At 75.5% G+C, this 12,955-nt stretch carries 13 protein-coding genes; 10 read left to right on the top strand and 3 right to left on the bottom strand.

Features of this window, described 5'->3' with window-relative positions:
* Positions 1 to 116: 116 nt before the first annotated feature.
* From ACPCUX_RS15855 to ACPCUX_RS15845, 3 genes are all read left to right on the top strand, one after another.
* Positions 117 to 1,739: a nucleobase:cation symporter-2 family protein gene (locus ACPCUX_RS15855; RefSeq protein ID WP_423389141.1), complete on the top strand. Its 1,623-nt coding sequence runs from the start codon at positions 117 to 119 to the stop codon at positions 1,737 to 1,739.
* 142 nt (positions 1,740 to 1,881) lie between these two features.
* The gene (locus ACPCUX_RS15850; RefSeq protein WP_423389140.1) at positions 1,882 to 3,402 is read left to right on the top strand and encodes an amino acid permease; all 1,521 of its coding nucleotides are present in this window, start codon (positions 1,882 to 1,884) and stop codon (positions 3,400 to 3,402) included.
* 54 nt (positions 3,403 to 3,456) lie between these two features.
* Positions 3,457 to 4,101 (top strand): lysophospholipid acyltransferase family protein, encoded by a 645-nt coding sequence (locus tag ACPCUX_RS15845; RefSeq protein ID WP_061268954.1) that lies wholly within the window; start codon positions 3,457 to 3,459, stop codon positions 4,099 to 4,101.
* A 6-nt stretch (positions 4,102 to 4,107) separates the two neighbouring features.
* On the opposite strand, the gene ACPCUX_RS15840 is transcribed toward ACPCUX_RS15845, so the two are convergent.
* Entirely contained in the window at positions 4,108 to 4,857 is a 750-nt protein-coding gene (locus ACPCUX_RS15840) for a ZIP family metal transporter (RefSeq protein ID WP_171468566.1), read from the bottom strand.
* Between the two features lie 106 nt (positions 4,858 to 4,963).
* On the opposite strand from ACPCUX_RS15840, the gene ACPCUX_RS15835 reads away from it, so the two are divergent.
* From ACPCUX_RS15835 to ACPCUX_RS15810, 6 genes are all read left to right on the top strand, one after another.
* Positions 4,964 to 6,259 (top strand): sensor histidine kinase, encoded by a 1,296-nt coding sequence (locus ACPCUX_RS15835; RefSeq protein ID WP_144722978.1) that lies wholly within the window; start codon positions 4,964 to 4,966, stop codon positions 6,257 to 6,259.
* A gap of 26 nt (positions 6,260 to 6,285) precedes the next feature.
* Complete coding sequence (locus tag ACPCUX_RS15830; RefSeq protein ID WP_232322673.1) at positions 6,286 to 6,933, top strand: response regulator; 648 nt, start codon at positions 6,286 to 6,288, stop codon at positions 6,931 to 6,933.
* A 36-nt stretch (positions 6,934 to 6,969) separates the two neighbouring features.
* A complete protein-coding gene (locus ACPCUX_RS15825) occupies positions 6,970 to 7,416 on the top strand; it encodes a DoxX family protein (RefSeq protein ID WP_009864071.1) in 447 nt (148 codons plus the stop codon).
* A 123-nt stretch (positions 7,417 to 7,539) separates the two neighbouring features.
* Positions 7,540 to 8,727: a hypothetical protein gene (locus ACPCUX_RS15820; RefSeq protein ID WP_423389139.1), complete on the top strand. Its 1,188-nt coding sequence runs from the start codon at positions 7,540 to 7,542 to the stop codon at positions 8,725 to 8,727.
* A 64-nt stretch (positions 8,728 to 8,791) separates the two neighbouring features.
* Complete coding sequence (locus ACPCUX_RS15815; RefSeq protein WP_171468565.1) at positions 8,792 to 9,208, top strand: MerR family transcriptional regulator; 417 nt, start codon at positions 8,792 to 8,794, stop codon at positions 9,206 to 9,208.
* 33 nt (positions 9,209 to 9,241) lie between these two features.
* Positions 9,242 to 10,186, top strand: coding sequence for an aldo/keto reductase (locus ACPCUX_RS15810; protein WP_216608015.1), 945 nt, complete (start codon positions 9,242 to 9,244; stop codon positions 10,184 to 10,186).
* A gap of 149 nt (positions 10,187 to 10,335) precedes the next feature.
* On the opposite strand, the gene ACPCUX_RS15805 is transcribed toward ACPCUX_RS15810, so the two are convergent.
* Positions 10,336 to 11,193 (bottom strand): hypothetical protein, encoded by an 858-nt coding sequence (locus ACPCUX_RS15805; protein ID WP_423389138.1) that lies wholly within the window; start codon positions 11,191 to 11,193, stop codon positions 10,336 to 10,338.
* 66 nt (positions 11,194 to 11,259) lie between these two features.
* A complete protein-coding gene (locus ACPCUX_RS15800) occupies positions 11,260 to 12,330 on the bottom strand; it encodes an App1 family protein (RefSeq protein WP_034654949.1) in 1,071 nt (356 codons plus the stop codon).
* A 147-nt stretch (positions 12,331 to 12,477) separates the two neighbouring features.
* Between ACPCUX_RS15800 and ACPCUX_RS15795 the strand changes: the two genes are divergently transcribed.
* On the top strand, positions 12,478 to 12,936 hold the full coding sequence (locus ACPCUX_RS15795) for a hypothetical protein (RefSeq protein WP_051028531.1): 459 nt from the start codon (positions 12,478 to 12,480) through the stop codon (positions 12,934 to 12,936).
* Positions 12,937 to 12,955 lie beyond the last annotated feature (19 nt).

The raw sequence follows: 12,955 nt of genomic DNA, 5'->3' as shown, positions 1-12,955 counted from the left end.
CCTCGCCCGGCCGCGGACGAGTTGTCGTCGGGGACTTGACACGGGTCACACTTGGCGTTCGAATAGTGGAAGTAGTTTTCCGCCAAGCGGAACGATAGCTGACGAGGAGGTCCGCTATGAACGCGCGAGCCACGAAGGCCACGGACGGCGCCGAACTGCGTCCGGTACGCCCTGAGGACGAGCGGCTGCCCATCGGGTCGACGTTCGGGTACGGGTTCCAGCACGTGCTCACGATGTACGGCGGCATCATCGCCCCGCCGCTCATCGTGGGGAGCGCCGCGGGCCTGACCGGCGCCGAGATCGGGATGCTCGTCGCAGCGTCCCTCTTCATCGGCGGCCTCGCGACGATCCTGCAGACGGTGGGCATCCCCTTCTTCGGGTCCCAGCTGCCGCTGGTCCAGGGCGTGTCCTTCGCGGGCGTGTCCACGATGGTCGCGATCGTCAACGGCGGGGGAGGGATCCCGGGCGTCCTGGGCGCGGTGCTCGTCGCCTCCGTGATCGGCCTGCTCATCACGCCGTTCTTCGCGCAGATCATCCGGTTCTTCCCGCCCGTGGTCACGGGCGTCGTCATCACGACGATCGGGCTCACGCTCATGCCCGTCGCGGCCAACTGGGCGATGGGCGGCAACGCGAGCGCGCCCGACTACGGCTCGGTGAGCAACATCGGCCTCGCCGCGCTGACGTTCGCGATCGTCATCCTGCTGTCCAAGGTCGGCAGCGGCACGATCTCGCGCCTGTCGATCCTCATCGCGATCGTCGTCGGGACGCTCATCGCCCTCGCGCTGGGCAAGGCCGACTTCTCCGGCGTGGGCGACGGCCCCGTCGCCGCGTTCCCGTCGTTCCTCGGCTTCGGGGCGCCGACGTTCGAGATCGCCGCGATCATCTCCATGCTCATCGTCATCCTCGTGACACTCACCGAGACGACGGCCGACATCATCGCCGTCGGCGAGATCGTCGGCACCAAGGTGAACCGCAAGCGCATCGCCGACGGCCTCCGTGCCGACATGGCGTCGTCCATCGTGTCGCCGTTCTTCGGGTCCTTCACGCAGTCGGCGTTCGCGCAGAACGTCGGTCTCGTGGCCATCACGGGCGTGAAGTCGCGGTTCGTCGTGGGGGCGGGCGGCGCGATCCTCGTGATCCTCGGCCTGCTGCCCGTCCTCGGCCGCGTCGTCGCCGCGGTGCCGACGCCGGTCCTCGGCGGTGCGGGCGTCGTCCTGTTCGGCTCGGTCGCGGCGTCGGGCATCCGCACGCTCGCCAAGGTCGACTACTCGCGCCCGATGAACCTCATCATCGTGGCGGCGTCGATCTCGTTCGGGATGATCCCCATCGCCAAGCCCGACTTCTACGACCAGTTCCCCACGTGGTTCGGGATCATCTTCCACTCGGGCATCAGCTCGGCCGCGGTCATGGCGATCCTGCTGAACCTGCTCTTCAACCACCTGAAGTTCGGCACGCCGCCGGACCCGTCCGTGTTCGCGGCCGGGGCGGAGCACGGCGCGAACGCCGTGGACGACGACGACCTGGAGGACCTCCAGGACGACGGCGTCCTCAACGGCTCGACGCGCCGACCGGTCGCCGTCGACGCCGCGGCGCCGACGCCCGACGCCCCGGCGCCGGACGGGGACGGACGACAGGCCGGCACCGCCGCCGGAGCGGGCGACCCGGCCACGCCCGGCGACGGCACCGCCGCGCCGCGCCAGCACGCCGTCGCCCCGCTCCCGCGGACCGCGACCCCGTAGCGCGGCACAGCGTCGTGCCCGACGCCGCCCCGCACCCCGAGCGTCCCTCACGCCGGGTGCGGGGCGTCGTCGCGCTCGGGCCGTGTAGCGTCGTGGGTCGGCGTCGAGCACGGCGTCCCGACCCCGACCGCAGGACCGCACCATGAGCACCCCCACGCCCGAACGCCCGGCACCGTCCGCGAGCGGGGCCCCGGCCGAGACCCGGCCGTCCACGACCGGCCCGACCGGCGACGCGACCGTCGACAGCGGCGCCGACCCGAGCGCCGACCCCGGCGCCGACCACCTGGGCAGCGGGCTGCGCACACGGCACCTCACGATGATGGGCCTCGGCTCCGCGATCGGCGCCGGGCTGTTCCTCGGCTCCGGCGTCGGGATCGCCACCGCCGGCCCGGCCGTGCTCGTGTCGTACGCGATCGCGGGCGTCGTCGTCATCCTCGTGATGCGGATGCTCGCCGAGATGGCGAGCGCGCGCCCCGCGAGCGGGTCGTTCTCCGTCTACGCGGAGGAGGCGCTCGGGCCGTGGGCCGGGTTCCTGCTCGGCTGGCTGTACTGGTTCATGCTCGTCATGGTGCTCGGCGCCGAGATCACCGGGGCCGCGCGCATCGTCACCGGCTGGTACCCCGACGTGCCGCAGTGGGGCGTCGCGCTCGCCGTGGTCGTCGTGTTCGCCGTGATCAACCTGTGGGGCGTGCGGCAGTTCGGCGAGCTCGAGTTCTGGTTCGCGTTCGTCAAGGTCGCGGCGATCGTCGGGTTCCTCGTCGTCGGCGTGCTGCTCGTGCTCGGCCTGCTGCCCGGGACGGAGCCCGTCGGCACGTCGAACCTGCTCGGCCAGGGCGGCTTCGCCCCGGAGGGATGGGGCGGCATCGCGGCGGGGCTGCTCGTCGTCGTCTTCGCGTTCGGCGGCATCGAGATCGTCACGATCGCCGCCGCCGAGGCGCGCGAGCCGCGCACCGCCGTCGCGCGCGCGACGCGCAGCATCGTGTGGCGGATCCTCGTGTTCTACCTGGGCTCGGTCGCGATCATGGTGCTCGTGCTCCCGTGGGACTCGCCGCTGCTCGCCGAGAGCCCGTTCGTCGCGGTGCTCGACCTCGCCGGGCTGCCGGGCGCGGCGCGCGTCATGGAGGTCGTCGTCGTGGTCGCGCTGCTCTCGGCGTTCAACGCGAACGTGTACGGCACGTCGCGCATGGCCTACTCGCTGGCCGGGCGCGGCGACGGCCCGCGCGCGCTGCGGCGCGTGTCGCGGCGCGACGTCCCCTGGGTGTCGGTGCTGGTCTCCGTGTTCTTCGCGCTCGTCGCGGTCGGGCTGAACTGGCTCCTGCCGGAGGCGCTGCTGGGCATCCTGCTCAACGCCGTGGGCGCCGCGCTGCTCGTCGTGTGGGTCCTCGTCGCCGTCTCGCAGCTGCGGCTCCGCCGTCGGATCGAGGCGCAGGCCCGCGCGTCGGGCGAGCCGATGACGCTGCGCATGTGGGGCTTCCCGTGGCTCACGTGGGCGGTGCTCGTGGGTCTCGCGGCGCTCGCCGTCCTCATGCTGACCGACGCCGCCGCGCGCGCCCAGCTCGTGTCCACCGCGGGTCTCGTGGCCGTGATCCTCGCCGTGTACCTCGTCACCCGGCGGGGCCGGGTGCGGCGCGGTGCGGCGGTGGGGGCGCGCGCCGACGGGTGAGTCGTCGTCCACGGCGTGCACGGACGTGCGCCCCGGACGGTGCACAATGAACGGATGACCTATCGCGTCCTGAGGCTCATCCTGTCGCTGCTCGCCTACGTGCTGCTGCGGCCCCAGGTGACAGGACGCAACAACATCCCCCGCCACGGTGCGGTGATCCTCGCGAGCAACCACCTGTCGTTCATCGACTCGCTGCTCATCCCGATCGTCGCGCCGCGGCACGTGACGTTCCTCGCCAAGGCCGAGTACTTCACGGGCCGCGGGATCAAGGGCCGCCTGTCGCGGTGGTTCTTCACGACGATCGGCATGATCCCCGTCCAGCGCGACGACCCGCGCGCCGGGCAGCGCTCGCTCGAGGACGCGCTCGAGGTGCTCCAGCGCGGCGGCGCGTTCGGGATCTACCCCGAGGGCACGCGCTCGCGCGACGGCAAGCTGCACCCGGGCCGCACGGGCGTCGCGTGGCTCGCGCTCGCCGGGCACGCGCCCGTCGTCCCCGTCGCCGTGCGCGGCACGGACAAGGTCCAGCCGGTCGGCAAGCGGATCCCGCGCCTGCACCGCGTCGAGGTGCACTTCGGCAAGCCCATCGACCCGCAGCGCCAGATCACGGCCGGGACCAAGCCGGCGCAGGCGCGGCGCGAGCTCACGGACGAGGTCATGGCGTCGATCCACCGCATGAGCGGCCAGGACCTCGCGGCCTGACGGCGGTCAGCCGCCGATCGAGCTCAGCCCGAACGCCGTCGCGAACCCGAGCACCGTGACGAGCCCGGTGACCGGTCCGCCGAACTCCGTCGCCTCGGGGATCATCGTGTCGACGAGCATGGTGAGCAGCGCCCCCGCGGCGAACGCCTGGGTGACCGCCACGACGGCGGGCGACGCGCTGTCGAGCGCGAGGTAGCCGACCCCGGCCGCGAGCGCCGAGACGAGCGTCGTCGACCCCCACAGCGCCCACAGCCGCGACGGCTTCGTGCCGGCCTTGAGCAGCCCCGCCGTCGCCGACATCGCCTCCGGCAGGTTGGACACGAAGACGGCGGCGAGCATCGCGACGCTCACCCCGCCGCCCCCGATGAGCGTCGCGCCGAGCACCACGGACTCGGGGATGCCGTCGAGCACGGTGCCGAGCGCGATCGCCGCGCCGCCGGTGCCGCCCGCGGCCTGGACCGACTCCTTCTGCACGCCCGTGGAGCGCTTGCGGCCCTCGCCGCCCATCCGGTCGATGATCCGGTCGCCGACGAAGAACGTCAGCGCCCCGCCCGCGAGGCCCGCGAGCAGGACGAGCCCGCTCGCGCGGGTCGACGCGTCCTCCACGAGGTCGTAGGCGACGGCGCTGATGAGCACGCCCGAGCCGAACGCCATGACGAGCCCGACGAGCCGCTGGCCCGGCGGGCGCCAGAAGACGAGCGCGGCCCCGAGGAGCAGCGACGACGCCCCGACGAGGCCCCACCAGAACCCGATCACGCTCCCATTGGACCAGCGGGCGTGCCGGGGCGCGCGGCGTCGCGCACGTCGCGGTTCCCCCGTCGAGGGGATGTGCCGCGCGGGCGGCGCGGTGAGACTGGGGGCCATGACGACCGACGCGCGCCCGCCGCGAGGGTGGGGACGGGTGCTCGCCCCGCTGCGCAGCACGGCCACCGTGCGCGCCGGGGTGCTCCTCGTGGTCGGCGGCGTCGTCGCCGGGGCGTACGTGGTGCTCGTCGCGGGGTTCGTGCAGATGTTCGCGTCCCTCCAGACGCCGCGCGTCGCGACGGTCGTCCTGGCGCTCGTGACGGCGGTCCTCGCGAGCACGCCCCCGTTCCTCGCGCCCGTGCGCACGCTCGAGATCGCGGCGGCGCGGACGTTCCTCGACGTCGACGTGCCGCTGCCCGCGGCCGGTGCCGCCCCGCCGGGCGCGGCGACGCGCTGGCGGGCCGCGGCCTGGTACGCGCTGCACCTGGCCCTCGGTGCCGCGGTCGTGGTGGTGGTGCTGTTCGGGGTCCCGGTCGCGACGCAGCTCGTGCTGTCCGCGACGGGCGTCGAGCCGGTGCTGCTCGCCGACTGGCGACCGTGGGAGGCGCTGCCCGCGTGGACGTGGCTGCTCACCGCGGTGCTCGTGCTGCTCGCCGTCCCGTACGTCGTGGTGCTCGCGCGCGCCGTGCTGCGCCAGGCGGCCCTGCCGCTGCTCGGCCCGGACCAGACGGAGCAGATCGCGGAGCTGGAGGCGGCCGCTGACCGTGCGGCGGAGCGGGGCCGGCTCGCGCGCGAGCTGCACGACTCGGTCGGCCACGCCCTGACCGTCACGACGCTCCAGGCGGCCGCGGCGGCACGCCTGCTGGACTCCGACCCGCCCGCGGCGCGCCGTGCGCTCGCCGCGATCGAGGAGACGGGCCGCAGCGCGATGGCGGACCTCGACCACGTGCTCGGCCTCCTGCGCGCGGACGTCCCGGGGGCGCCGCCCCGCGCCCCGGCCCGCACGCTCGCCGACCTCGACGCCCTGCTCGACGACGCGCGCGGCACGGGCGCCGACGTGCGGCTCGCGCGGGACGGCGCCGCGCTGCCTGACGTCCCGCGCGCCGTGTCGCAGGAGGCGTACCGGGTCGTGCAGGAGGCGCTGACCAACGCGCTGCGCCACGCGCCCGGCGAGCCCGTCGCCGTCGAGGTGGCGCCCGGTCCCGGTGACGCGCTGGTCGTCGAGGTGCGCAACCCGCTCGGGGCGGGCGCGCGGCGTCGGGCACCCGACGGCGCCGCGCGCGAGCACCGCGGCCTCGCGGGCATGCGCGAACGGGCCCACCTGCTGCGCGGGGAGGTCGCGGCCGGTCCCGCGCCCGACGGCGGCGCCTGGGTCGTGCGCGCGACGTTCCCGCGCGCGGGGTCGTCGCGATGAGCGCGGGCCCGGGCAGGAGCGGTCCCGTGACGGGGACGGTCCGCGTGGTGCTCGTCGACGACGAGCCGCTCGTGCGCGCGGGGCTGCGCGTCATCCTCGACGCGGAGCCGGACCTGGAGGTCGTCGGCGAGGCGGGGGACGGCGCGGAGGTGCCGGGCGTCGTCGCGCGGGCGCGGCCCGACGTCGTGCTCATGGACGTGCGGATGCCGCGCGTCGACGGGATCGCGGCGACGCGGGCGCTGCTCGCGCGCGACGGCGCACCACGCGTCCTCGTGCTCACGACCTTCGAGAACGACGACCACGTGCTCGACGCGCTCCGGGCCGGGGCGCACGGGTTCCTGCTCAAGCGCGCTCGCCCGGAGGAGGTCGCGCAGGCGGTGCGCGTCGTCGCGCGCGGCGAGTCGCTGCTCTTCCCCGACGCCGTGCGACGCCTCGCGACGGCGCACCCGCCCACGGGCGACGCGCTGCGCGGCGCGCGCCTGACCGAGCGGGAGGGGGAGGTGCTGCGGCTCGTCGCGCAGGGGCTGTCGAACGCGGAGATCGCGGCCGAGCTCTACCTCGGCGTCGAGACCGTGCGCACGCACGTGGGCAACGTCCTCGCCAAGCTCGGCGTCCGGGACCGCACACAGGCCGTGGTGCGCGCGTACGAGTCGGGGTTCGTGCGGGCGGGCTGACGCGCGCGCCGACCGCCCCGGTGCGACGATCGCGCCATGGACCTCTCCGTGCTCACCCGCCCCGCCCCGCCCGTGCCGCCCGTCGCGACGGTCGCACGCGTCGCGCTGGGGCTCGCCCTGGTCGGGGCCGGGATCAGCCACCTCACGGTCGCGCGCGAGGAGTTCCAGGCGCAGGTCCCGTCCTGGTTCCCCGTGGACGACGACGTGACGGTGCTCGCGTCGGGCGCCGTCGAGATCGCGCTCGGCGGGTCGCTCGTCGTGCTGTCCCGGTGGCGCGTCGCCGTGGGGCTCGTCGCCGCCGCGTTCTTCGTGGTGATCTTCCCGGGGAACGTCGGGCAGTGGCTCGAGCACCAGGACGGGTTCGGCCTCGACACCGACGCCAAGCGGTTCGGGCGCCTGTTCTTCCAGCCCGTGCTCGTGGCGTGGGCGCTCTGGTCCACGGGCGCCCTCCGGGCGCTGCGTCGGGCGCGCCCGCGCGACTGATCCCCTGACGCGCCGGCCGGTCGCTGCCGGACCGGTCGCGCCGGAGCGCGGTCACCCGCGCGGGGGAGCGGGCTCGCCGCGCCGGGGGATCCGCTGGCGGGCGGGGTCCGGGAGCGTCGAGGCATGACCACCTCGACACCGCACCCGCCCCTGTCCGACCGCACGCCGGCACCCGCGCCGTCGGCCGACGACCACCGACCGTCCACCCGCGGCGGACCACCCGCCCGTCCCGGGCGGCCGTCCCGTGGCCGCTGGGTCGCCCCCGCCGCAGCGGCGTGGTGGACCCTCGGCGGCGTCGTCGCGCTCGTCGTCACCCTGACCGGCGGCACGCTCGCCGTCGGTGCCGCGAACGACCTGTCGTTCGGCGCCCTGAGCAGGGTCCCGGGCGCGACCCTCACGCCGTGGGTCGCGGTCCTCGCGCTCGTCGGTGCGGCCACCGCGCTGCGCGCGTGGCTCGGCGGACGGCGCGGTCCCGTCGCCCGGGCGGACCGCGCGCTGACCGTCGCGGCGACCGCGGTCGTCTCGGCCGGGGTGCTCGCCCTCACCGACGCGTCGATCCTCGCCCGGCTCGGGTACCTGCCGGTCACGCTCGTCATGGCGCCGTTCGACCCCGTGATCCGCGCCGCGTTCGAGGACTTCCTCGGCGCCGGCCCGCTCACGCAGCTCGCGCTCCTCGGCGGCGGCGCCCTGCTCGTCGCCTCGACGTGGCGGTTCGTGCGCCGCGGGGCCGGGGCGTGCGCGTCCTGCGGGCGCCGCCACGACGGCCGCGACCCGGCGTGGACCACGCCCGCCGCCGCGGCGCGCTGGGGCCGGACGGCCGCGCTCGTCGCCGCCGCGATCCCCACCTTCTACGCGGTCACGCGCATCGCCTGGGTGCTCGGCATCCCGCTCGGCTTCTCGCCCGACGACGTCGCGCAGCTCGCCGGGGACGACGGCTGGGTCGCGGCGCTCGGCCTGGGCGGCTTCGCGCTCGTCGGCGCGGTGCTCACGCTCGGCCTGTTCCAGCGCTGGGGCGAGGTCTTCCCGCGCTGGACGGTCGGGCTCGCGGGCCGCCGCGTGCCGGTCGGGCTCGCGGTGGTCCCCGCGACGGTCGTCGCGGTCGCGGTGCTCCCCGCGGGGCTCTCGCTCATCGTCCTCGGGTTCGGCGAGAGCCGGCTGGCCCTGACGGCGGACTCGTGGGGCGCCGTCGGGCCGACGCTCCTGTGGCCGGTCTGGTCGCTCGCGCTCGGCGCGGCGACCTACGCCTACTGGCTCCGCCGCCGTGGCACGTGCCGGGTGTGCGGGCGCGGGGGAGCCCGGGCCCGGCATTGACCTGGGGCGTGCACCAGGACCCAGAATCAGGGTCGGGTACCGATCGTGCAGAGAGAGGCTCCTCATGTCCGACACGCTCACACCGCAGGCGGCCGCCGCCCGAGCAGGTGTCAGCCTCGACACGCTCCGCTACTACGAGCGGGAGGGACTCATCGGGCCGATCGCCCGGACGGCCGGCGGGCACCGCGCCTACGACGGCGACGACCTGTTCTGGATCGGGCTGGTGACGTGCCTGCGGGACGCCGGGCTGGGGATCGCCGAGCTGCGCGAGTTCACCTCGCTCCTGCGCCGCGAGGGGAGCCCCGCCGACCGGGTCGCGTTCCTCCAGGGCCATCGGCGGGAGCTCCGCGAGCGCAGGGCGCGGATCGACCTCGCGCTCGGCGTGCTGGACGACAAGATCGCGTACTACCGCGAGCAGTCGGGAGAGAGCCCGGGCCCGAGCGTCGAAGGGGAGCCGGCCGAGCCGTCGAGCACCTGTTGACCTGGAGCGCGCTCCAGCATCGAGCATCGGGGCATGACCGCACAGATGAACGCTCCTCAGATCGTCCTCGGGACCATGGACCACGGCACGCGCGTGGAGCAGTCCACCGCGTTCCGGCTGCTCGACCGCTTCGTCGAGGCGGGCGGCCACTGGCTCGACACCGCGAACTGCTACGCCTTCTGGACCGACCCGAGCGGGCTGGGCGGCGCCAGCGAGCGCGTGCTCGGCGCCTGGCTGCGGGCGAACCCGGGGGTGCGCTCCGCCGTCGGGCTCGCCACCAAGGTCCGGCAGGACCCGCTGGTCGCGCACGCGTGGCCCGAGAGCGCGGAGGGCCTCTCCGCGTCCGCCGTCAGGGCGGGCCTCGACGGGAGCCTCGACCGCCTCGGCGTCGACCACGTCGACCTGCTGTGGGCGCACGCGGAGGACCGGACGGTCGACCTCGGCGAGACGGTCGCCGCCTTCGGGGAGGCCGTGGCCGAGGGTCGTGCGAGCCGCATCGGCGCGGCCAACCACGCGTCGTGGCGGGTGCAGCAGGCACGCGACCTCGCGCGTCGGCAGGGCGTGGCCGAGTGGTCGGCGCTGCAGCTCCGGCACTCCCTCGTGCAGCCCCGCCCGGGCACGACCGTCCCGGAGGCGGGCCACAAGCTCCTGACCCCGGACGACCTCGACCACGCCCGCACGGAAGGGCTCGACCTGTGGTGCTACACGCCCCTGATGATGGGCGGGTACACCCGTGCGGACCGCCCGTTCTCCGCGGGCTACGCCCACCCGGGGACCGAGCGGGTGCTCCGCGTGCTCGACGAGGTCGCCCGGGAGACCGGCGCGACGCCGAACCAGGTCGTCCTGGCCTGGCTCATGAGCCAGGGGATCTCGCCCATCGTCGGGGCGAGCAGGATCGAGCAGGTCGACGAGGCGATGGCCGCGCGCGACGTCACGCTGTCGCCGAGCCAGCTGGACCGCTTCGCCGACGCCCGCTGACCGCTCACGCTCGCTGACCGCCGCCGCAGACACCCCCGGTGCGGTGACGACCCCGAGCCTGCTCCCCGTCGAGCACGACCTTGTTGTCGGCATCGGCCTGGTGACGACAGCAAGGTCGTGCTCGACGGGGCTGCTGCGGCTCGGCGGGGCTACTGCGGCTCGACCGGGCCGTCCTGGCCGGCCACGAGGTCGCCGCAGCTCGTCTCCTGCGCCGTCGTGACGACCGGGTCGTCCGCGGCGGCGTCCTGGGCGACCGTCTCCTCCTCGCCGTTCGTCGCGACCTTCGCGCCCGTGTCGAGGTCGACGAAGGTGCGCGACACCGTGAAGGTGGAGCCGTCGTCGGGCACGGCGTTCAAGCCCGCAAGGCGCAGCGCGCCGTCGACCTCGGTGCAGCCGACGCCCGTGCCGAAGCCCGTGAAGCCCTTGTCGAACGTGTAGGGCTCGTCCTGCGCGTTCTGCGTCGGCGTCAGGGCGCAGTCGGCGGCCGAGAGCAGCAGGACCTCGCGGCCGGTGTCGACGAGCGCGATCGGCGCGGTCCCGTCGCCCGCCGCGACGAGCTGGACGATCGCGCTCGCGGGCTGCGGGCTCGCCGACTCGACGGGTGCGGAGAACGTGGCGCCGGACGCCGTCGTGATGCCGAACGTGCGGTCCGCGCCGCCGGTGAGCCACGCCGTGTCCGGGCGGCCGTCGCCGTCGACGTCGACGATCTCGTGCGTGCCCGCCCCGGCGGGGACGCCGTCGCCGGTCGCGGGGCACCCCTCGGCGGCGGGGGTCGAGGCGCCGTCGGTGGGCGACGCCGCGTCGGTGGGGGACGGGCTCGCGGGAGCGCTGGTCGACGGCGCGGGCGTCTCGACGGCAGGGCCGTCGTCGGTCGGGCGGTTGACCAGCCACACGACGAGCGCGATCACCAGCACCGCGACGACCGTGACGACGATCCACGGCCACGTGCGGCGCGTCGGCGCGGGCTCGGGGTCGGGCGTGGGGAACGGGCCTCCGGGCGTGGTCATGTCCTCAGGCAACCACTCCCGCCGGGGCGCGGCATCCGGAACCGCGGAGGACCGACGGCACCGGTCTCAGCGACGCAGGACCTGGGCGAGCGAGCGGGTGAGCGCGTCGCCGTCGGGCCCGTGCGCCGTCGGGACGCCCCCGACGTCGCCCGGCAGGCTGCCCGGCGCGGGCAGCGGCGAGCCGTGCGCGAGGACCTGCTGCGCGGGCGTCAGCTCGCGGATCGCGACGGCCGCGACGTGGCCCGGGTGGCGCCGCGCGGCGCGCGCGTAGATGTCGGGGTCGTGCTGGCCGTCGTCGCCGATCAGCAGCCAGTCGACGTCGGGCAGCTCGCGGAACAGCCGGTCGAGCGACGTGTCCTTGTGCTCCGGGCCGCTGCGGAACCAGCCCGTGTTGGTGGGGCCCCAGTCGGTGAGCAGCAGCGGGCCGGGCGGGAAGCCGTGGCGCTGGAGGAAGCGTCGCAGGTTGGCGGCGGTGTTCCACGCGCCCGTCGACACGTAGACGAACGGGGTGCCGGGCCGCGACGTCGCGATGCCGCGGTACAGCGCCGCCATGCCCGGCACCGGCACACGGGCGCTCGAGTGCCGCACGAACGTGTTCCACGCCGCGATGAACGGGCGCGGGACGGCGGTCACCATCGCGGTGTCGTCGATGTCCGAGACGACGCCGAGCCGGCGCCCGTCGGCCACGACGAACACCCTGCCGGTCGCCGTCGCGCCCGCCGACGTCCGGAACGAGACGTCGTGCCAGCCCGGCGCGAGGTCGACGTCGATCACCCGGTCGAGGTAGCCGCCGCGGTCGGACACGAGGTCGACCGTCGTGCTGCCCACCCGCACGCGGACCTCCTCGCGCGGGGCCGGGGCGGTGAAGAAGTAGCGCCAGCCGCGGCGGTCCGCGGACTCGCGCTCGTGCAGCGCCGGGTCGAACGCGGGGCTCGCGAGCAGCACCCGGCCCAGCACGCGCACGCGGCGCGGGCTCCCGTAGCCGGCGAACGGCTCGACGCGCGGGCGCCACCCGCGGGCCTTCTGGAAGCGGGAGACGACGGCGCGCCAACGGTCCTCGAGCCGCGCGGCCCGGTGGGGGCGCTGGCTCGGGGTCGGCTCGCTCGGGACGGTCGGTACGGGTGCGGTCTGTGGCATGGCTCGGGGCGCTGTCCTCGGTCGGGGGTGGCGGGTCCAACCCTGTCACAGCCTGCCCACGAGCGCGGGGTGGCGGTCGTCGCTCGGGACGGCGGCCGTCGCCGACGAGCGCGTGCGGGCCCGGCGGGCCGTGCCTAGCGTGGCCGCGTGAGCGACGAGACCTCCCGGAATCCTGCGGACCTGCCCGGCCGTCCCGTGCCCGACGGCGTGAGCGACGCGACCGTCGAGGCGCTCGGTGCCCTGAGCGAGGCGCTCGAGACGACGGAACGCGCGCGCGGGCACCTCTACACGTTCCACCAGCTCACCGGGGAGGCGGACCTCGCGCTCGGCGACGCGGTCGAGAAGCTGCGCGCCGCGGGGCACGCGGAGGTCGCGGACCGGATCGAGGCGGACCTCGTGGGGCGCAACGTCGTCCCCGGCCGCTGGACGTTCCAGCTCGTCGAGGAGTACGACGACGGCTACTGGTCGGCGTTCCGCGAGCACGAGCGCGCCGCGCGCGACGAGCTCGCGGGCGGCGCGCGGCACCTGTTCGAGGCCCGGATGAAGCAGGACCGGCGCACGGTGGGGCGCCCCGGCCACGAGGCCGGCCCCGACGACGTGCGGTGAGGTCCCGCCGGTCGGCGCA

Origin of the sequence: Cellulosimicrobium sp. AB352, from assembly GCF_049538415.1 — a bacterium.
Classification (GTDB): Bacteria; Actinomycetota; Actinomycetes; order Actinomycetales; family Cellulomonadaceae; genus Cellulosimicrobium; species Cellulosimicrobium funkei.
The sequence above is the reverse complement of the archived record's forward strand: the minus strand, read 5'-3'. Positions and strand labels throughout refer to the sequence as shown.